This is a genomic window from Pseudomonas putida (assembly GCF_050989985.1).
GTDB lineage: Bacteria > Pseudomonadota > Gammaproteobacteria > Pseudomonadales > Pseudomonadaceae > Aquipseudomonas > Aquipseudomonas putida_AI.
Genome location: NZ_CP158815.1, coordinates 4,346,063 through 4,365,282 on the forward strand (window position 1 = coordinate 4,346,063; position 19,220 = coordinate 4,365,282).

Sequence of the window (19,220 nt, forward strand, 5' to 3'; positions counted from 1 at the left end):
GACAGGTCGAGGTCAAGCATGACGAGCACAACTACGGAACAGGTCAGCCCGCAAACCCTACGCAAAGTGATTGTCGCCGCCGGCATCGGCAATTTTGTCGAGTGGTTCGACTTTGCCGTCTACGGCTTTCTGGCCACGACCATCGCCCAGCAATTTTTCCCTAGTACGGATGCCAGCGCGGCGCTGCTCAAGACCTTCGCGGTGTTCGCGGTGGCCTTTGCGTTTCGCCCGCTGGGCGGGATTTTCTTCGGCATGCTGGGGGACAAGATCGGGCGCAAGCGCACGCTGGCGGCGACGATTTTGTTGATGGCGGCGGCCACGACCTTGATCGGGCTGTTGCCGACCTACGCGGCGATCGGGGTGGCGGCGCCAATTCTGTTGTCGCTGATTCGCTGTGCCCAGGGCTTTTCTGCCGGGGGTGAATATGCGGGGGCCTGCGCCTATCTGATGGAGCATGCGCCGCACGACAAGCGCGCCTGGTATGGCAGCTTCATTCCGGTGTCGACCTTTGCCGCCTTCGCTTCGGCGGCGGTGCTGGCTTTTGCGCTGGAGGCGTCGTTGTCGGCCGAGGCGATGGCGAGTTGGGGCTGGCGCTTGCCGTTCCTGGTGGCTGCGCCCTTGGGGCTTGTCGGGCTTTATCTGCGCTGGAAGCTGGATGAGACGCCGGCGTTCCAGGCGGTGACCCAGGAGCATGACGTTGCCCACTCCCCGCTCAAGGAAACCCTGCGCAATCACGGTGCGGCGATGTGCTGTCTGGGTGCTTTTGTGTCGCTGACGGCGTTATCGTTTTATATGTTCACGACTTACTTCGCGACTTACTTGCAGGTTGCGGGGGGACTGAGTCGGGCGACCTCGCTGTTGGTGTCGTTGATTGCCCTGGTGTTCGCGGCGCTGGTTTGTCCGCTGGCCGGGTTGTATTCGGATCGGGTCGGGCGACGCAGGACGGTGATGACCGCTTGCGGGTTGCTGATTGTGGTGGTGTATCCGTCGTTCCTGATGGCCAGTTCGGGGTCGTTTGCCGGGTCGGTGGTCGGGGTGATGCTGCTGGCGGTGGGTGCGGTGCTGTGCAACGTGGTGACGGCGGCGTTGCTGTCGGAGACCTTTCCGACGCGGACCCGTTACACCGCGTCAGCCGTCACCTACAACATGGCGTACACGCTGTTTGGCGGGACGGCGCCGTTGATGGCGACGTGGTTGATCAGCACCACCGGCAGCAACCTTTCGCCAGCGTTCTACCTGATGCTGGTGGCGTTGCTGGGGTTGGCGGGTGGGTTGGCGTTGAGGGAGACATCGCGGATATCCCTGCATGAGGTGCCCACGCAAGAGAAAGGTTCGGCGAAGGCTGTCGAGGCCTGACGGGAACCTGAGGTGCTTTTCTGTAGGAGCGAGCATGCTCGCGATGAACCTGAGGGCGACGCGGGCCGTCAGGTTTACCGCATCATCGTTCACGACCATCGCGAGCATGCTCGCTCCTACAGTTGGTGGAGAGCGCAGTGGGGTGTCAGGTTTCCCCCATTATCGTTCGCGACCATCGCGAGCATGCTCGCTCCTACAGTTGGCCCGGGGGCGCAGCGGTCACGTCCATCTCCAGCAGGCTCGCACCCGCAGGTGTTTGAAAAAAAACAAATTTGCCATGTGTTTCCTTCGTTCTTCCATACGTCGCAGTTGCTCACTGCCTGTTCTTGATCGTATGGAGTTCTGCCAATGCCCTCGCCCAAATCCCTGCCCGCCGCGTTGCTCGGCCTGACGCTGGCCTGCCCGGTCCTGGCGCAGGCCGAGGGTCTGGAGTTGGGGCAGGTGTTGATCGGCGCCGAGGATCGCAGTGGCGAGGATCAGTCGGTCGAAGAGGCCCAGGCGCGCCTGGCGCAGGTGCCGGGCGGGACCAACGTGGTGGATATGCGTCGCCCGCTGCAAGGGCGTGTGGCGAGCAATCAGGATGTGCTGGCCTATCAGCCAGGGGTCTACGCCCAGTCTTCGGGCAACGAAGGGGTGAAGATTTCGATACGTGGCTCGGGGATCAACCGGGCGCCGGGCGCGCATGCTTCGGGGCTGTACACCATGCTCGACGGCCTGCCGCTGACCGGCCCGGGTGGCACGCCTTATGAATTGCTGGAGCCGCTGTGGCTCGATCATGTGGAGGTGCTGCGCGGCGCCAACGGTTTTGATCGCGGGGCGCTGGCCCTGGGCGGGGCCGTCGATTACGTCAGCCATACCGGCTATAACGCGCCCAAGTTGCAGGTGCGTTACGCGACGGGCAGCCACGGCTATCAGCAGCGTCAGGTCAGTTCCGGGCAGGTGCTGGGGAATTTCGACTACTACATGGCCGCGACGGACGCGCAGTCCGATGGCTATCAGGACCACACCCAGAGCGAGAGCCAGGGCCTGATTGCCAACTTCGGTTATCGCTTCAACCCGAACCTGGAAACGCGTTTTTACTTGCGCTACCGCGAGACCGACAACGATCTGGCCGGGCGCGTGACCAAGCATTCCATCGAGCATGATCCGCGCGCGGCGAACCCGGCTTATGTGCTGCGTGATGACAGTCGCAAGCAGCCGGGCAGCACCTTTATCGGCAACAAGACCACCTTCTTTCTCGACGACGATTCGAGCATTCAGACCGGACTGGTTTACCACGACTATCCGATGGATCTGCGCGAAGGGCCTAATCGGCTGAAGGTGGCGTACACCGATGTCAGCGGCACCTTCGACTACAAGCGCCGCGACACACTCTGGGGGATGCAGAGCAATAGCACGGTGGGTTTGCGGGTGACCAAGCATTTGCCGAATGATGGCGCCAGCGAGCTGGTGCGAATCCCCACGGGCAACACCGCCGGCTACGCGCCGGGCACGCCCATGCGCAACTTCACCTATCAGGGTTCGGACACGGTCCTGCATGTGGGCAATGACCTGGAGATCGCCGACGACCTGTGGCTGACCACGGGGCTGGCGGCCATCTACACCCGCCGGGAAAGCGCGGTGACTTATCCGGATGGCGGCGGCAAGACCAGCATGGGCGATTGGGATTACGCGCCGCGCGTGGGGATGCGTTATCAGCTGACGCCGGATGTGCAGCTGTTCGGTAACCTCAGTCGTTCGGTGGAGGCGCCGCATCCGTGGTCGCTGATCTACAGCGCCAACCAGCGCTTCCCGGCGGGCAGCGGGCCGGCGACCGGGACCCAGCGCGATCCGATCGAATTGCAGAACCAGACCGCGACCACCCTGGAGCTGGGTGGCCGTGGCGACAGCGGGATCGGGCAATGGAGCCTGTCCTGGTATTACGCCCAGGTGCGTCATGAGCTGCTCTCGGTGTTGCCCGACGCCAACGCCACCACGCCTTATGAACTCAATGCCAGCCCAACAGTGCACCAGGGGGTGGAAGCCGGTTTGCAGAGTGATCTGTGGTCGGCGGCCGATGGGGGTCGCTTGAGTTTGCGTCAGGCCTATACCTTCAGTGACTTCCACTACCGGGACGATGACCGTTTTGGCGACAACCGTTTGCCGGGGTTGCCAATGCACTACTACCAGGGCGAGTTGCGCTATGACTGGCCGCAGGGGTTCTTTGCCGCGGTGAATACGCAACTGGTGTCGAAGGTGGCGGTGGATTATGCCAACAGCTACTACGCCGATCCCTATGCGTTGTTTGGTGCAACTGTGGGCTTCAATGCGCCCAAGGGCGACTGGCAGACCTGGCTGGATATCCGCAACCTGACGGACAAGCACTACGCCGCGACCGTGACACCGGGGTATGACGACAAGGGGCTGGATGCGGCGCGGTCTACGCCGGGTGAAGGGCTTGGGGCGTATGTCGGGGTGTCGTGGAGTTTGCTGTAACTGTGGGAACGGCGGTGCGACTTTTCGACTTGCTCGCGATGGCGCTGGGTCAGCAATGTTGATGGCGACTGACACACCGCATTCGCGAGCAGGCTCGCTCCCACAGGGTTTGGCGTCGTACACAAATACTGTGTTTACCACGATCACTGTGGGAGCGAGCCTGCTCGCGATGAATGCCCGGACACCACGGTGATTCAGGCAGCACGCGTTATCGTTCACCACCATCGCGAGCGGGCTCGCTCCCACAGTTTTTATGTTGATCGCAGTATTCGTGAACGACTCGACTCGCTCCTACAGTTTGGCAGTGCCCGCAGTTTCATTTCGTCTACCCTTTCAAGGCGCCCCGCTAACGAAACGGAGAACTTCCATGCTCAAGCGTACCCTGGCACTGGCTGTCGGCCTGACCCTGTCTGTCTCTACCCTGCTCGCCCAGGCCGCGGAGACGCTGAAGGTCAGCGCCATTCCCGATGAGGCCCCCACCGAACTGCTGCGTAAATTCAAGCCATTGGGCGCCTATCTGGAGCAGCAGTTGGGCATGAAGGTCGAGTTTGTGCCGGTGAGCGATTACCCGGCGGTGGTCGAGGCCTTGGCCACGGACCGTATCGACCTGGCCTGGCTCGGCGGCTTCACCTTTGTCCAGGCACGGCTGAAGACCGGTAATGCAATTCCATTGGTGCAGCGTGAACAGGACGCGAAGTTCACCAGCAAATTCATCACCGCCGACCCGAACGTCAAATCCCTTGCGGACCTGAAGGGCAAGTCCTTCGCCTTCGGCTCGGTGTCCTCCACTTCCGGCAGCCTCATGCCGCGCTACTTCATGCTCAAGGACGGGATCAAGCCAGAGACCTACTTCAGCCGTGTCGGCTATTCCGGTGCCCATGACGCCACCGTCGCCTGGGTGCAGGCCGGCAAGGTCGACGCCGGAGTGCTGAACGCCAGCGTCTGGGAAAAACTGGTGGCCGCCGGCAAGGTCGATACCGACAAGGTCAAGGTGTTCGCTACCACCCCGGCCTACTTCGATTACAACTGGACGGTGCGCGGCACCCTCGACCCGGCACTGACGAACAAGATCAAGGCCGCCTTCCTCGCGCTTGATCCGGCGAAACCGGCGGACAAGGAGATTCTCGACCTGCAGGCCGCCAGCCGCTTCATCGAAACCAGCCCCGACAACTACAAGGGTATCGAGGAAGCCGCCCGCGCCGCCGACCTGCTCAAATGACTTTGAAGTTGACCGGCGTCACGCTCGTCCACGCCAACGGGGTCCAGGCCCTGCGCGGCGTGGACCTGCACATCGCAGCCGGCGAACAGGTGGCGATTATCGGCCCGTCCGGCGCAGGCAAGTCGAGCCTGCTCAACCTGCTGGCCACGGCCCTGCGCCCCGGCAGCGGTGACGTGCAGTTGCTGGGCGAGCGTGCCTGGCAACTGTCGGCCCGCCAGCGTCAGCGCCTGCGCGCGCGTATCGGGCTGGTGCATCAGGCGCCGCCGTTACCGCCGCGCCAGCGGGTGATCACGGCGGTACTGGCCGGCAAGCTGGGGCAGTGGAGCCTGGGCAAGAGTCTTTTGAACCTGTTGCATCCGGTGGATATTCCCGGCGCCCGGGCGGCGCTGGCGCGGCTGGACCTGGGTGACAAACTGTTCGCGCAATGCCAGCAATTGTCCGGCGGGCAGTTGCAGCGTGTCGGCGTGGCCCGGGTGCTTTATCAGGCACCGGAAGTGCTGCTGGCTGATGAGCCGGTGTCGGCGATGGACCCGGTGCTGGCCGGGCACACCCTGACGGTGCTGTGTCGCCATGCCCGCGAGCACAAGGTCACGCTGGTCGCCAGCCTGCATGCGGTGGAGCTGGCCCTGGGGCATTTTTCGCGGATCATCGGCCTGCGCGACGGGCAGGTCCTTTTCGATCTGCCGTCCGCGGAGGTCGACCGCGAACTGCTCGACAGGCTCTACGCCAACGAGCAACTGCAATCCCCGCCGCCCCCCGTGACGCCCCTGAGCCTGCAGATTCCGCGATGCTGACCGGCGATTCCCGAGACCCGGCCACCCTTCCCCGCCTGCTGCTCGGCCTGCTGGCGATTGCCCTGCTGTGGCCCGGCATCCGCTTCAGCGAGCTGGACCTGAGCGTGCTGCTGGCCGGCAACAGCCAGAGCGAAATGGGCCGCTTTGTCGCGACCTTCTGGCCCCCGGCCTATGGCCCGGAATTCCTTGAGCTGTTGTGGCAAGCCACCCTGCAAACCCTGGCCATCGCCACCGCCGGCATGACCCTGGCGTTGCTGTTGGCGGTGCCCGCCAGCCTGTTGGCCAGTCGTGCGCTGTCGCTGTCGGCGGCATCCCGTGCCGGTCGCCCCAGCGTCATGGGCCGACTGTTGCGTTGGCCGGTGCGCGGCTTGCTGATCTTCCTGCGCAGCGTGCCGGAAATCGTCTGGGCCCTGCTGTTCGTCCGCGCTGTGGGCCTTGGCCCGACCGCCGGGGTGCTGGCCATCGCCATCACCTACAGCGGCATGCTTGGCAAGGTGTATGCGGAGATTTTCGAGTCGGTGGACCAGCGTCCTGCCCACGCGCTGCTGCAGGCCGGCAGCGGTCGGCTGGCGGCGTTTGCCTACGGGATTTTGCCCAATGTCGCCGCCGAGTTGCTGTCGTACACGGTGTATCGCTGGGAATGTGCGATCCGGGCTTCGGTGGTGATGGGCTTTGTCGGCGCCGGTGGCCTGGGCCAGCAGATGGACCTGTCGCTGCGCATGTTCGCCGGCGGTGAAGTCGCCAGCCTGTTGCTGACCTTCCTGGTGCTGGTGCTGCTGGCCGATCAACTCAGTCGCCTGTTGCGCTGGAGGCTGGGATGAATCGCCTGATCAATCTGGCCCTGCTGCTGGCCGTTGGCGTCGCGGTGGTCGCCTCGTTCGGGTATTTGGGCATCGACCTCAGCGCACTGGGTGGCAGCGCCAACCTCAAGCAGATGGGAGCCTATGCGCAGCGTTTTCTCAGCCCGGATTTGAGCGCGAACCACCTGCAAGCCATCGCCCATGGCGCGCTGGAAACCATCGCCATGTCCGCCTTGGGTACCTTGCTGGCAGCGGTGTTCGGCCTGGTGCTGGCGCTGCCGGCGGCCGGACGCTTCGGCTGGCCGTTCAAGAGCGCCTCGCGCCTGTTGCTCAATGCGCTGCGGGCGATTCCGGAACTGGTGTGGGCGGCGCTGATGGTGTTGGCCGCCGGGCTCGGGCCGAACGCCGGCACCCTGGCGCTGGCCCTGCACACCACCGGCGTACTCGGCCGCCTGTTCGCCGAAGCGCTGGAAAACACCCCGCCGCAACCGGCCGAAGCGATCCGCCTGCAAGGCGCCAATGCGTTGTGGGCGTTCTGCTACGGCACCTTGCCCAACCTGTTGCCGCAGCTGTTGGCGTACGTGCTGTACCGCTGGGAAAACAACATCCGCATGGCCAGCGTGCTGGGTTTTGTCGGCGCTGGCGGTCTGGGGCAGATGCTGTATGTCAGTCTCAGCCTGTTTCAGGAGGCGCAGGCCAGCACGGTGATTCTGGCGATGTTGCTGCTGGTGCTCGCCGTCGACTCCCTCAGCAGCTGGAGCCGCCAGCGTTGGGTGAAAGCCTGAAGTCAGGCTTCGCTGATCTGGCTGACGCTGGTGATTTGCTGGTTCCAGACCATCTCGTAATGGGCTGTCTGGATGATCGACAGCACCGGCCTTGGGGTCATCAGGGCCCAGCAATGGCTGCCCCGGCGTCGCACGGAGTGGTAACGCAGCCCAGGGCACCCGGCTTGCCGGATGGCTTTGCCGAACGGCTGGGAATAGGAGTAGTGCGCGGGATCGTAGATCGGATCGGTCGGCGCGATGGCCGTCGCGTCTTGCATCGCCTTGTCCACGAACGAGCAGGATAGCCCGCGAAACACAAAGCGCTCGTAGTGCAGGTCACGCACCCTGGACCAGTACAGCGCCTGGTGATGCTGCACCTCGGCCAAGGCCGTCTCCATTGTATCGGCCAGGTACAACACGCCGAAGCTGCCATCGCTGAAGCGCGAGCCCGCCGGGTTGACGTGGGTAAAAGGCGCCGTCGCGTAGGAACAGCCGGTGATGCCGAACGGGATCTCGCTACGGGGAATCAGCTCCAGCTGCCCCACTTCATTTTTCAGGCGCGGATTGGTCAGCGCCTGGATCTCGTACAGCACCTCGAATTCGTCGGCATCGGCCACGTCATCGAACATCGCAATCGGCGGGAATTTCGAATTGACCAGCCGATAAGCCTGCAACGACTCGCCGGACAACAAGGGCAACTGCCGGGCCTTCACCATTGCCCGCCTCGCAGTGCGTCGATCCGGCGAAAGGTCTCGTACAGCGAGATCATGTCGCCCTGGGCCATGATTTCCAGCGGGCTGCGACCGTTGAAAAACTCGTTGTCGTTGGCCATCGACACAAAGCCGTAGACGTTCTGCGGGTTATCGAAAATCAGACGCAGGGTGGCGTGGATGTTCAGCACGAAACTGATGCGCTGCATCTGGTCCGCATCCAGGGCCACGGCCCAGGCCGGATCCCGCTGCCGGGCACGGGTGTAGGTGCTGCGGGAAATGCGCAGCAAGCGACAGGCCTGGTCGCTGCTGGCCTGCCATTTTTCCAGGATGCCGACCGCGGCGCGCAGGCCGGTCACGCACTGGTTTTTGCTGAAGCCCTGGGTCTGGAGGGCGAGTGACATGGCCAACTCCTCAATTTGAATCCATAGATTCAAAAATAGTCATTATGAGTCTATAGATCAAGGCGCCTCGACCAGTGGTGATGCCCTGCCCCAACCATTTCCCGCCCGCGTGCCATGCTCAATACAGCTGAAATCTTCGCGTTCCTCGTACGAGGCCATGCTGATGCAATCCCCACTCGCGGTCGTCATTGCCCTGTGCCTGTGCACGCTCCTCAATGTGGCTCGCGCCGACGACACCGTCCGCCCCTTCCACGTCTCCATACCCGAACAGGCCCTGACCGACCTGCGCCAGCGCATCGCCGCGACCCGCTGGCCGGACAAGGAAACGGTCAACGACACTTCACAGGGCGCACAGCTGGTGCAGCTACAGGCTTTGGCGCATTACTGGCGTACCGAGTACGACTGGCGCAAGGCCGAAGCGCAGCTCAATGCCTGGCCGCAATTCGTCACCACCCTCGATGGCGTCGACATTCATTTCATCTGGGTGCGCTCGCCGGTGGCGAACGCGCTGCCGATGATCATGACCCACGGCTGGCCGGGCTCGGTGCTGGAGTTTGCCAACGTCATCGGCCCGCTGTCCGATCCGGTCAAGTACGGTGGCAAGACCAGTGATGCGTTCGACCTGGTGATTCCGTCGATTCCCGGTTATGGCTTTTCCGGCAAGCCGACGGATGCCGGCTGGGACCCGGATCGTGTGGCGCAGGTGTGGGCGCAGTTGATGCAGCGCCTGGGCTACAAGCAATACGTCGCGCAAGGTGGCGACTGGGGCGGGCCGATTACCGGCGCGATGGCGCGCCAGGCACCGAAGGGATTGCGCGGCATTCACCTCAACCTGCCCGCCACCATCCCGCCCGATGCGGGCGCCGCGCTGGCTGCCGGCGGGCCGGCACCGGCGGAGTACAGCCCGCAGGAACGCGCGACCTTCGATGCCGTGGCCAAACTGATCAAGCAGGGCAACCTGGCTTACAGCGCAATGATGGCTGCGCGGCCGCAGACCATTGGCTATGGCCTGACCGACTCGCCGGTGGCCCTGGCCGCTTTTCTGCTGGTGCATCCCGGTTTTTCCAAATGGAGCTACGGCGCCGATGCGCAGCAGCTGCCAACCCGGGACCAGGTGCTGGACGACATCAGCCTGTACTGGCTGACCGACAGCGGCGCTTCGGCCGCACGGCTGTACTGGGAAAACAAGGGGCGCAGCCCTTTGTCGTCCAGCGCGCAGAAAACCGGCGAAATTTCCCTGCCGGTGGCGATCACGGTGTTTCCGGACGACGTCTATTGCCCGCCGGAGAGCTGGGCACGGCGCGCTTACCACAACCTGGTCTACTTTCGGCAGGCGGAGAACGGTGGGCATTTTGCGGCGTGGGAACAGCCGCAGTTGTTCACCGAGGAACTGCGTACGGCGTTTCGATCGATGCGCTGAAACCTGTGGGAGCGAGCCTGCTCGCGAAAGACGTCAACGATAACGCGTGCTGTCTGGATGACCTCGTTGCCCCGACGTTTTTCGCGAGCAGGCTCGCTCCCACAGGTCCCCCATAGGCTCAATCTGACACCACCACCTGATTGCGCCCCCGCGCCTTGGCGCGATAGAGCGCCTTGTCGGCGTTGCTCATCAGGCTGTGCAGGTCCTTGTCGCTGGTGGCCATGGACGCCACGCCGACGCTGGCGGTGATGCAGTGCACCGGCCCGGTCATCAGCCCGGCGATGGAGTGAACGAGTTCTTCGGCAATGTTTTGCGCGTCTTCCAGGGACGTATCCGGCAGCAGCACCGCAAACTCCTCGCCACCCAGCCGACCGTAGACATCCGCGTCGCGAAAGGAACGACTGATCACCACGCCCATCTGCCGCAACACCTGATCGCCGACCTGATGGCCGTAGGTGTCGTTGATGTGCTTGAAGTGGTCCATGTCCAGCATCACCGCGCACAGCGGCAACTGATAGTTCTGGCAGTGGTTGTACAGGCGCTGCGCCTGCTCGAAAAACGCCCGGCGATTGCGCAGGCCCGTCAGTTCGTCGGTCTGCGCGGCACGGGTGGAGATGCTGTGCGCCAGCTCCATTTCACGGGTCAGACGGAAGGCGGTTTCCAATGCATCGGAGAGTTTGCGAGTGGCGCTGCACACGAAGGACGCGAAGACCAGCACCGCCACGCCCATGCCGAATTGAAGGCTCGATGGCTGCACCATCAGCCAGAAGGTCGAAGGCAGCAGCACCAGGGCGATGGAGACCACCGTCATGTAGCGATAGGCCGAATAGCAGGACACCGCGCTGACGGACATGCCCACGGTAAACAGCATCACCAGCGCCTGGGCCAGCAGGTCTTCGGCCGGCATGACCGCCAGCGCGCCTCCGCCCCAGATACCGGCGGACAGCGACAGGGTCGCCAGGTAAATGAGTTCCCAGCGTTGCGGGGTGCGCGTGGCTTGCGAGCTGCGGAAATACACCGCGAACATCGAGAGGCGGATCAGGGTGGAAGCCGTCAGCAAGGCAATCCACCAGTTCATGATGTGGTGGTCGAAGCGGTCCCAGCAGAGCCAGCACAGCATGACCAAGCCCAGGAAGCTGCCAAAGACAGCGGTTACCGATTGCCGGAACAGTTGGTGCAATCGGTCGGTACGCACCTGCTGGGCGATATAGCTTTCCTGCTCGAGCCTAAATCCAGGGCCATCCATTGTGTTCGCCTGATATTGCTGCGGTAACGTTTTCTATTGTGGCACAACGATAGCGCGCACCTACACATCTCTGTGCGCTGCTGAGAGATTCCGCCTATCGGCAACCAATACTCGGACTATTAGCTGACTTAACGATAGGGGTCTAGCCTTATCTAGCGCCGGCGTAGTCTGGCCGGTACAGACCTGATGTGAAGATAAGAATGAGTCAGATACTGACCAGGGATAGTGGCAGTTTGATTGCCGCTGTCTGTAATGCCCAGATGACCCCGCCGATCAGCGGATCGACAGACGGGTCCGGCAGCCTGAGTCATGGATTTCGCTCGCTTCTATTCCAGGCCCCAACAGGCCGGGAAGCTGACTGAACTCGACCGAGGGTAGCTCACACATGGCAAACGAATCGAAATGCCCGTTCAATCACGCCGCTGGCGGCGGTACTCGCAACCGCGACTGGTGGCCGAACCAACTGAACCTGAACATCCTGCACCAGCACTCGCCCCTCTCCACCCCGGCAGATGAGGGCTTCGACTATGCGCAAGCGTACAAAAAACTCGACTTTGCCGCCGTCAAGCGCGACCTCACCGCGCTGATGACCGACTCGCAAGACTGGTGGCCCGCCGACTTCGGTCACTATGGCCCGCTGTTCGTGCGCATGTCCTGGCACGCCGCCGGCACCTATCGCACCGCCGACGGGCGCGGTGGCGCCGGCTCCGGCCAGCAGCGCTTCGCCCCGCTCAACAGTTGGCCGGACAACGTCAGCCTCGACAAGGCCCGCCGCCTGCTTTGGCCGATCAAGCAAAAATATGGCCGCAACATTTCCTGGGCCGACCTGATCGTACTCGCCGGCAACGTCGCGCTGGAGTCCATGGGCTTCAAGACCTTCGGCTATTCCGGTGGCCGTCCGGACGTCTGGGAACCGGACGAGGACGTGTACTGGGGCTCGGAAACCAAATGGCTGGGCGGTGATACCCGCTACGCCAGCGACCCGGTCGATGACAACAAGGCCACTCAGAGCCCCGGCGATGTACCGCTGTCGGCCGAACCCGGACGCAACGAGGACAGCCGTACCCAACACGGGCGCAATCTGGAAAACCCTCTGGCCGCCGTACAAATGGGCCTGATCTACGTCAACCCTGAAGGCCCCGAAGGCGAGCCGGACCCGGTCAAGTCGGCGCTCGACATCCGCGAAACCTTCGCCCGCATGGCGATGGATGACGAAGAAACAGTGGCACTGATCGCCGGAGGCCACGCCTTCGGCAAGACCCACGGCGCCGGCCCCGCCGATAACGTCGGACCGGAACCGGAAGCCGCCGGCCTGGAACAACAGGGCCTGGGCTGGAAAAGCACCTTCGGCACCGGCAAAGGCGCGGACACCATCACCAGCGGCCTGGAAGTGACCTGGACCACCACGCCAACCAAGTGGAGCAACAATTACCTGGAAAACCTGTTCGGCTTCGACTGGGAACTGACCAAGAGCCCGGCCGGTGCACACCAATGGAAACCCAAGAACGGCGCGGGTGCAGGAAGTGTCCCGGATGCTTTCGACGCCTCCAAATCCCGTGAACCACGCATGCTGACCTCGGACCTGGCGCTGCGTTTCGACCCGATCTACGAGCCGATTTCCCGGCGTTTCCTGCAGAACCCGGATCAATTGGCCGACGCCTTCGCCCGCGCCTGGTTCAAACTGATCCACCGCGACATGGGCCCGCTTTCGCGCTACCTCGGCCCGGAACTGCCCAAAGAAGAGCTGCTGTGGCAAGACCCGATCCCGGCGGTCGATCATGCCCTGGTCAGCGACGCCGACGTCGCCGCGCTCAAGAGCAAAATCCAGGCAAGCGGCCTGAGCGTCTCGCAACTGGTGTCGACGGCCTGGGCCGCGGCCTCCACCTTCCGCGGCTCCGACAAACGCGGCGGTGCCAATGGCGGGCGCTTGCGCCTGGAGCCACAGAAATCCTGGAAAGCCAACCAGCCGGATCAACTGGGTAACGTGCTGGGCAAACTCGAAAGCATCCAGAAGGAGTTCAACAGCGGCGGCAAGAAAGTCTCCCTGGCCGACCTGATCGTGCTCGCCGGTAATGTGGGCGTCGAGCAGGCGGCGAAAAATGCCGGCCATAGCGTCACGGTGCCGTTTTCGCCGGGTCGGATGGATGCCAGCCAGGAACAGACGGATGTCGAATCGTTCGGCTTCCTCGAACCGATTGCCGACGGCTTCCGCAATTTCCTGAAAGCCCGTTATCGCATTTCGGCCGAGCACCTGCTGATCGACAAGGCGCAACTGCTGACCCTGACCGCTCCACAAATGACCGCGCTGCTCGGAGGCCTGCGCGTACTCGACACCAACGTCGGGCAAACCGCCCATGGCGTGTTCACCACGCGCAAAGGCGCGCTGACCAACGACTTCTTCGTCAACCTGCTGGACATGGGGACGGAATGGAAACCGACTTCAGCCACCAATGAAGAGTTCGAAGGACGCGACCGCAAGACCGGCCAGGCAAAATGGACCGCTACCCGGGTCGACCTGGTGTTCGGCGCCAACGCGCAGCTGCGGGCACTGGCGGAGTTCTACGCCAGCGACGACAACAAGGACAAGTTCGTGAAGGACTTTGTAGCGGCATGGACCAAGGTGATGAACCTGGACCGTTTTGATCTGAAGTGAAATAACCCGCAGGACCACGGCCACCTCTGCACTCGTTGCAGGGGTGGCCGTTTTATTTCCCGGGGATGCACATTCCCCTGTAGGAGCGAGCCTGCTCGCGATAAGGCCGGCACCTTCAACACCCATGGCGCCTGACACGCCGCCATCGCGAGCAGGCTCGCTCCCACAGGTCACGCGCCTGTACGCAAAATCACTGTAGGAGCTGTCGAGTGCAACGAGGCTGCGATCTTTCGACCTTCAAAAGCAAAATCAAAAGATCGCAGCCTGCGGCAGCTCCTACAGGACTACGCATTCCCCTGTGGGAGCGGGCTTGCCCGCGATGAGGCCGGCACCTTCAACACCCATGGCGCCTGACACACCGCCATCGCGAGCAGGCTCGCTCCCACAGGTCACGCGGCTGTACGCAAAATCACTGTAGGAGCTGTCGAGTGCAACGAGGCTGCGATCTTTTAAAAGCAAAATCAAAAGATCGCAGCCTGCGGCAGCTCCTACAGGACTACGCATTCCCTTGTGGGAGCGAGCCTGCTCGCGATGAGGCCGGCACCTTCAACATCCATGGCGCCTGACACGCCGCCATCGCGAGCAGGCTCGCTCCCACAGGTCACGCGGCTGTACGCAAAATCACTGTAGGAGCTGTCGAGTGCAACGAGGCTGCGATCTTTCGACCTTCAAAAGCAAAATCAAAAGATCGCAGCCTGCGGCAGCTCCTACAGGACTACGCATTCCCCTGTGGGAGCGGGCTTGCCCGCGATGAGGCCGGCACCTTCAACATCCATGGCGCCTGACACGCCGCCATCGCGAGCAAGCTCGCTCCTACAGGTCACGACCGTATCAACAGCTCGCGAGCGCTTGCTGCCCGGATTTGTTGTAGAACCTGACCGCGTTTTTGCCGGCCTTTTTGGCTTCGTACATCGCCTCGTCAGCCAGCTTTACCAGTTCCTTGGGGGTAGCGCCGTGGTCGGGGTAGATACTCACGCCAATGCTCGGCGTGACCGATACCCGATGCCCGTCGACCACGATGGGCTCGCCCACCGAAGCCAGCAGCTTGCGGGCAATCGGCATGACCTGTGCCACCTCGTGAATATCTTCCAGCACCATGGCGAATTCATCGCCGCCCAGGCGCGCCACGGTATCGACTTCCCTCAGGCAGCTTTTCAACCGCGTCGCGACCGTGGTCAGCGTGCTGTCCCCTACCCCATGGCCTAACTGATCGTTGATCTCTTTGAAGTGATCCAGGTCCAGAAACAGGATCGCCACCCTGGAACCCGCACGATGGGCGCGGGCGATGGCTTGCGTCAGCCGTTCGACGAACAGCAGGCGGTTGGGCAGATCGGTCAGTGAGTCGTGGGTTGCCAGATAGCCCTGGATCTCCTGTTCCTCATGCTGCCTGGTGATATCGCTGCAGACGGCAGCGAAGTTCAGCTCTGCTTCATTGAGACCGGGGATGGCGGTAATGGTCAGCGCTTCAAGGTACAGATCGCCGCTCTTCTTGCGATTCCAGACCTGCCCCTCCCAATGCCCCAGATCCAGGAGAGAGCGCCACATCTCGGTGTAAAACTCGAGAGTCTGCCGGCCGGAGCTCCACAGGCTGGGATTCTTGCCCAGCACCTCCGCCTCGGTGTATCCGGTCATCCGGGTGAAGGCCGGGTTGACCTTGGTGACGCTGCCGGATCGGTCGGTGATGATCACGCCGTCCCGGGTGTTGTTGAACACCTGATCCACCAGCCACAGATGCTCGCGGGATTTCATTTCTGCCTTGTCGCGCTGTCGTCGCCAGCGCAACGACACGACCAGGCCACCAATGCCTCCGATAACCCCCAATGCCAACAGTGCCCCGGCGATCCAGAGGATCCTTTCGAAAATCGACTGACTCAAATCAGCGAACCTGGACGCCTGCCGGATATTGGTGTCGATATCGTCGGCGAGCAGGCGGTCCAGTTGATCGAGGAAAGGGATTTTGTCCTGGTACCAAACCATCGCCGCCTCGAAGCCATCGGACTTGAGTCGCCGATGGCTCTCCCAGATGACCGCCGCGGCAATCGGCAGTTGCTCCCTGAGCTGTTCCGCGATGCGCTTTTCCGCAGGACTGCTGATCCCCTCGGGATAATAAAACTGCCACTCTCTGGCGGCGCTGTTCAACTCCGCGTTGACTTCCCGGATGAAGCCATCCGTTTGGCTCGGATCGTGAGTTGCGAAAATTCGCCACTGCAAGCGACGGATGTTGGCCTCCATCGCCCGAACATTGGCCAGGTGCCCTATCGGCGCCGCATTGCCGTAATACATGACCCGGATATAGCTATCCAGCTGCCTGACCGTTAACAGCCCCCCCACGATCAGCGCCGATACCAAAACAACGCACAAAGCGATGACGACATACACGCTTGCGTTGGTTTTCCGGATTAAATATGTACGCACTGCAACCACCCCAAAACCTGGCTCAGGTTTTTTTATTATTTTCGCAGCGGGATATGATCGTTACTCACAATCAACTTCAAAAAACGTGCGGCGGGACGAACAAAAGTCTTTGAGCGAAAGTTGTGATCCAGCCAGGCATTGAGCTCAAACAGCCTCACTGGCGACATGCCCGGATATTCAGTGAGCGCTGAAGTAATTTCAAACTCAACCTGGGAGCGGGAACTCAGGTTTCTGCTTTCGACATACTGTTTGATAAACCAATTGATATCGCACGTCTCATATTGCGAGATGAATATCGTCCTCAAGCTATCCGGATACTGGGTGATCAATTCGGGTGTCATTTTCGATTCCTGCCAATTTTTCTGGGGGGTGCATAAGGTCAAGCATGAAACGGTCAAACGGTGAAGCGACCTACCAGCCGGTTGAGGTCGGAGGCCAGCGTGGAAAGCTCGCTGCTGGCAATGAAAATCTGATCGGCTGCCGCCGTACTTTGTGCTGAAAGATTATTGATACTGACCAGGTTGACATCGACCGACTTGGCAACTTGCGCCTGCTCTTCCGACGCTGTTGCAATCAGGCAATTACGTTCATTGATGTCCGATACCGCCCTGGTAATTTCCGAGATGGCCACCCCCGCCTCCCGTGCAATTTTCAATGTTGCCATGGCTTCGAGATCCGTCTGTTTCATGGACGAAACCGCCGACTCCGAACCCGACTGAACATTTTTAATCATCTGTTCAATTTCTTGTGTAGACACCTGCGTGCGGTGTGCCAGGGCACGTACTTCGTCGGCAACCACCGCAAAGCCGCGTCCTTGTTCCCCTGCCCGCGCCGCTTCGATGGCAGCGTTCAAGGCCAGCAGATTGGTTTGCTCGGCAATGGCCCGGATGACGTCCAGCACCTTGGCGATGTTTTCGGTCTGGGTTGCAAGCTGTTCGATCTCAAGACTGGTGCCCTGAACGGCCTGGCTCAGGTGTTCGATCGAGGCAATGGTCTGGGTCACTCTCTCCATGCCAATGCGCGCGGAGTTTTCCGATTGCTGGGTCGACGCCGACGCCGCCACGGCATTGCGCGCAACCTCCTCGACGGCGGCAGTCATCTGATTGACCGCCGTCGCCGCCATTTCGGTCTCCATGCTCTGTTGCTGCACACCGGCGTTGGACTCATGGGTAATGGCGCTCATTTCCTCTGCCGAGGCCGCCAGCAAGGAGGACGAATCCGAAATGTGGTGAATCGTGCTTTTCAGGCTGGCGAGCATCTCTGCAGTAGAAGATTGCAGTTCGGAAAACTCATCCTTGCCCGTGACTTCGATGGTTCCGACCAGATCGCCCGCGGCAATCTTCCGGGTTGCCGCCAGCACGGCGCGCAAGGGAACAATGATGCTGCGGGTAAACACCAGCGTGAGCACGAAGGTGACCATCAGCGCCAGCACAATCACAATGATCGTGGCGACAGTATTGTTGTGGGCTTCCTGTCGAGCCTTGTTGCTCGATTTCTCCGCCCGATCAGTCATCAAGTGCTGCAAGTCCTCAGCGGATTTCAACAGGGTTTCCGCAGCGGGAGCCGTGGTCGACTTGATGAAGCCCACCAGGTCTTTTTGCGAGGCCGTCTTGCCCAGCTCGACGAGTTGGTCGATTTTTGCCTCATAGACCTGAGCATTGGCATTGACGATATCAAACAAGGCCTGTTCTTCCGGCCCGTAAATCAATGGAACGTAGGCCAGTACTTCTTTCTGTAATTGTTCCTTGAACTTCAGCACCTGCTCGGAACGTTCTGCGTTCGATTGCGCTTCGTTCTGTGCATAAAGCAAGTTGGCGACACGCAGCTTATAGGTCGCCATTTCGATGCGCCCTGCCTGGCTTACACTCGGCAAGCAGTTTTCCTGCAGGTCGTTAACGGACCACTGCACGTTGTCCATACGCCAAAGCGATTGCCATCCCAGGCCAATCAACAACACACCTGTAACGCCGAAACTTATAAGTGTTCGGGGAACCAACCGGATACTTCTGATCGACATCTAAGCCACCATCAAGATCGAATATTTGGAGAAGCCATAAATAAAACGACACCTGATATCCGGCTCGTCATCAGATCAACCACGACACAACAAGTGTGCTGCGCAGTAAAAACCCGGGACGGATTACAGGATGAATGCCACTCTTGCGAACATTAAGCCCCGCAAGACTCGACTCGCTATCAGGCAATCCTGAAAATCGGGCTCATGAGAAAAGGCGCAGACAACCGGCGGGAGAGATAACGGCGGCTATAACCGGAGGAAATTAAAAGCAGGACTCCAATTTCTATTTGAATAGATTGGCCGCCAGACAGTAGGTAATCAATTCCTGATCCGTCTCGACTTCCAGCTTGCGCATGGCCGCCACTTTCTGGGTACTGATGGTCTTGGCGCTACGGTTCTGATCCAGCGCAATATCACGCAAGCTCATTCCGGAAACGAACAACCGCAGGATCTCCAGCTCGCGAATGGACAGCAGTGCCAATCGCTCATCCACCTGGCGGTTGTCCTCGATCACCGAGGTTTTCTTCAACTCCAGGGTCTTGTAGACGCGCTTTTGACTCAGGGCGTCCAGGGCCCGCTGGATTTCGGCGTGCAACTGACTTTTCTGAACCACCCCGGCCACGCCCAGATCGTACAGGCGGGACAGAATCAGGCTGTTGGAGACCATCGTCAGCACCAGTATCTGCAACGACGGGAAATGACGGACCAGATACTGGATCAACTTCAGTCCATCGCCATAGATGGAGTTCTCGGGCATGTTGTAATCGGTGATCACGATATCCGGCACCCGGGCATTCAACACTTTGATCAAATCGCTGGAACTGCCCGCCTCCCCTATCACCTCAAAGCGCTCGTCACGCTCGATGAGCTCGCGCACGCCAAGCAATACAATGGGGTGATCATCGGCGATGACTACAGTGATCTTTTGCGTGTTCATTACGGTTTCC

The 19,220-nt window shown here is 61.3% G+C and carries 15 protein-coding genes and 1 pseudogene; 8 read left to right on the top strand and 8 right to left on the bottom strand.

Translation table 11 applies throughout. The features are described from left to right. The first annotated feature begins 18 nt into the window (after positions 1–18). From ABTV29_RS19795 to phnE, 6 genes are all read left to right on the top strand, one after another. Positions 19–1,356 (top strand): MFS transporter, encoded by a 1,338-nt coding sequence (locus tag ABTV29_RS19795; RefSeq protein ID WP_433766376.1) that lies wholly within the window; start codon positions 19–21, stop codon positions 1,354–1,356. Positions 1,357–1,704: 348 nt separating this feature from the next. After that, the gene (locus tag ABTV29_RS19800; RefSeq protein ID WP_433766377.1) at positions 1,705–3,831 is read left to right on the top strand and encodes a TonB-dependent receptor family protein; all 2,127 of its coding nucleotides are present in this window, start codon (positions 1,705–1,707) and stop codon (positions 3,829–3,831) included. A 367-nt stretch (positions 3,832–4,198) separates the two neighbouring features. Next, positions 4,199–5,050, top strand: coding sequence for a putative selenate ABC transporter substrate-binding protein (locus ABTV29_RS19805; RefSeq protein ID WP_433766378.1), 852 nt, complete (start codon positions 4,199–4,201; stop codon positions 5,048–5,050). Further along, on the top strand, positions 5,047–5,844 hold the full coding sequence (locus tag ABTV29_RS19810) for a phosphonate ABC transporter ATP-binding protein (protein ID WP_433766379.1): 798 nt from the start codon (positions 5,047–5,049) through the stop codon (positions 5,842–5,844). Before ABTV29_RS19805 ends, ABTV29_RS19810 begins: the two co-directional genes overlap by 4 nt. Then, positions 5,838–6,665, top strand: a complete 828-nt coding sequence (locus ABTV29_RS19815; protein ID WP_433766380.1) for a PhnE/PtxC family ABC transporter permease — start codon at positions 5,838–5,840, stop codon at positions 6,663–6,665. The genes ABTV29_RS19810 and ABTV29_RS19815 overlap by 7 nt, the downstream gene beginning before the upstream one ends. After that, a complete protein-coding gene (gene phnE / locus ABTV29_RS19820) occupies positions 6,662–7,429 on the top strand; it encodes a phosphonate ABC transporter, permease protein PhnE (RefSeq protein ID WP_433766381.1) in 768 nt (255 codons plus the stop codon). Before ABTV29_RS19815 ends, phnE begins: the two co-directional genes overlap by 4 nt. Positions 7,430–7,431: 2 nt before the next feature. Here the strand turns inward: phnE and ABTV29_RS19825 are convergent, their stop codons facing one another. Both ABTV29_RS19825 and ABTV29_RS19830 read right to left on the bottom strand, forming a co-directional pair. Further along, complete coding sequence (locus ABTV29_RS19825) at positions 7,432–8,124, bottom strand: RES family NAD+ phosphorylase (protein ID WP_433766382.1); 693 nt, start codon at positions 8,122–8,124, stop codon at positions 7,432–7,434. Next, positions 8,118–8,522 (bottom strand): antitoxin Xre-like helix-turn-helix domain-containing protein, encoded by a 405-nt coding sequence (locus tag ABTV29_RS19830; protein ID WP_433766383.1) that lies wholly within the window; start codon positions 8,520–8,522, stop codon positions 8,118–8,120. Before ABTV29_RS19830 ends, ABTV29_RS19825 begins: the two co-directional genes overlap by 7 nt. Before the next feature lie 163 nt (positions 8,523–8,685). Between ABTV29_RS19830 and ABTV29_RS19835 the strand changes: the two genes are divergently transcribed. Beyond that, a complete protein-coding gene (locus tag ABTV29_RS19835) occupies positions 8,686–9,942 on the top strand; it encodes an epoxide hydrolase family protein (protein ID WP_433766384.1) in 1,257 nt (418 codons plus the stop codon). Positions 9,943–10,060: 118 nt separating this feature from the next. On the opposite strand, the gene ABTV29_RS19840 is transcribed toward ABTV29_RS19835, so the two are convergent. Continuing rightward, a complete protein-coding gene (locus ABTV29_RS19840) occupies positions 10,061–11,188 on the bottom strand; it encodes a diguanylate cyclase (RefSeq protein ID WP_433766385.1) in 1,128 nt (375 codons plus the stop codon). 385 nt (positions 11,189–11,573) lie between these two features. On the opposite strand from ABTV29_RS19840, the gene katG reads away from it, so the two are divergent. Next, positions 11,574–13,841: a catalase/peroxidase HPI gene (gene katG / locus ABTV29_RS19845; protein ID WP_433766386.1), complete on the top strand. Its 2,268-nt coding sequence runs from the start codon at positions 11,574–11,576 to the stop codon at positions 13,839–13,841. A gap of 831 nt (positions 13,842–14,672) precedes the next feature. Here katG and ABTV29_RS19850 read toward each other — a convergent pair. From ABTV29_RS19850 to ABTV29_RS19870, 5 genes and pseudogenes are all read right to left on the bottom strand, one after another. Next, positions 14,673–16,220 (bottom strand): diguanylate cyclase domain-containing protein, encoded by a 1,548-nt coding sequence (locus tag ABTV29_RS19850; protein ID WP_433766387.1) that lies wholly within the window; start codon positions 16,218–16,220, stop codon positions 14,673–14,675. A 71-nt stretch (positions 16,221–16,291) separates the two neighbouring features. Further along, positions 16,292–16,597, bottom strand: coding sequence for a hypothetical protein (locus ABTV29_RS19855; protein ID WP_433766388.1), 306 nt, complete (start codon positions 16,595–16,597; stop codon positions 16,292–16,294). 53 nt (positions 16,598–16,650) lie between these two features. Next, the gene (locus ABTV29_RS19860; RefSeq protein WP_433771952.1) at positions 16,651–17,514 is read right to left on the bottom strand and encodes a methyl-accepting chemotaxis protein; all 864 of its coding nucleotides are present in this window, start codon (positions 17,512–17,514) and stop codon (positions 16,651–16,653) included. A gap of 69 nt (positions 17,515–17,583) precedes the next feature. Beyond that, a pseudogene (locus tag ABTV29_RS19865) lies at positions 17,584–18,273 on the bottom strand (MCP four helix bundle domain-containing protein); the annotation flags it as partial. A 283-nt stretch (positions 18,274–18,556) separates the two neighbouring features. Then, the gene (locus ABTV29_RS19870) at positions 18,557–19,210 is read right to left on the bottom strand and encodes a response regulator (protein ID WP_433766389.1); all 654 of its coding nucleotides are present in this window, start codon (positions 19,208–19,210) and stop codon (positions 18,557–18,559) included. Positions 19,211–19,220 lie beyond the last annotated feature (10 nt).

Coding starts and splice junctions, on each gene's coding strand:
- ABTV29_RS19795 (WP_433766376.1), top strand. CDS start 19: ATGACGAGCACAACTACGGAACAGGTCAGCCCGCAAACCCTACGCAAA.
- ABTV29_RS19800 (WP_433766377.1), top strand. CDS start 1,705: ATGCCCTCGCCCAAATCCCTGCCCGCCGCGTTGCTCGGCCTGACGCTG.
- ABTV29_RS19805 (WP_433766378.1), top strand. CDS start 4,199: ATGCTCAAGCGTACCCTGGCACTGGCTGTCGGCCTGACCCTGTCTGTC.
- ABTV29_RS19810 (WP_433766379.1), top strand. CDS start 5,047: ATGACTTTGAAGTTGACCGGCGTCACGCTCGTCCACGCCAACGGGGTC.
- ABTV29_RS19815 (WP_433766380.1), top strand. CDS start 5,838: ATGCTGACCGGCGATTCCCGAGACCCGGCCACCCTTCCCCGCCTGCTG.
- phnE (WP_433766381.1), top strand. CDS start 6,662: ATGAATCGCCTGATCAATCTGGCCCTGCTGCTGGCCGTTGGCGTCGCG.
- ABTV29_RS19825 (WP_433766382.1), bottom strand. CDS start 8,124: ATGGTGAAGGCCCGGCAGTTGCCCTTGTTGTCCGGCGAGTCGTTGCAG.
- ABTV29_RS19830 (WP_433766383.1), bottom strand. CDS start 8,522: ATGTCACTCGCCCTCCAGACCCAGGGCTTCAGCAAAAACCAGTGCGTG.
- ABTV29_RS19835 (WP_433766384.1), top strand. CDS start 8,686: ATGCAATCCCCACTCGCGGTCGTCATTGCCCTGTGCCTGTGCACGCTC.
- ABTV29_RS19840 (WP_433766385.1), bottom strand. CDS start 11,188: ATGGATGGCCCTGGATTTAGGCTCGAGCAGGAAAGCTATATCGCCCAG.
- katG (WP_433766386.1), top strand. CDS start 11,574: ATGGCAAACGAATCGAAATGCCCGTTCAATCACGCCGCTGGCGGCGGT.
- ABTV29_RS19855 (WP_433766388.1), bottom strand. CDS start 16,597: ATGACACCCGAATTGATCACCCAGTATCCGGATAGCTTGAGGACGATA.
- ABTV29_RS19860 (WP_433771952.1), bottom strand. CDS start 17,514: ATGCTCGCCAGCCTGAAAAGCACGATTCACCACATTTCGGATTCGTCC.
- ABTV29_RS19870 (WP_433766389.1), bottom strand. CDS start 19,210: ATGAACACGCAAAAGATCACTGTAGTCATCGCCGATGATCACCCCATT.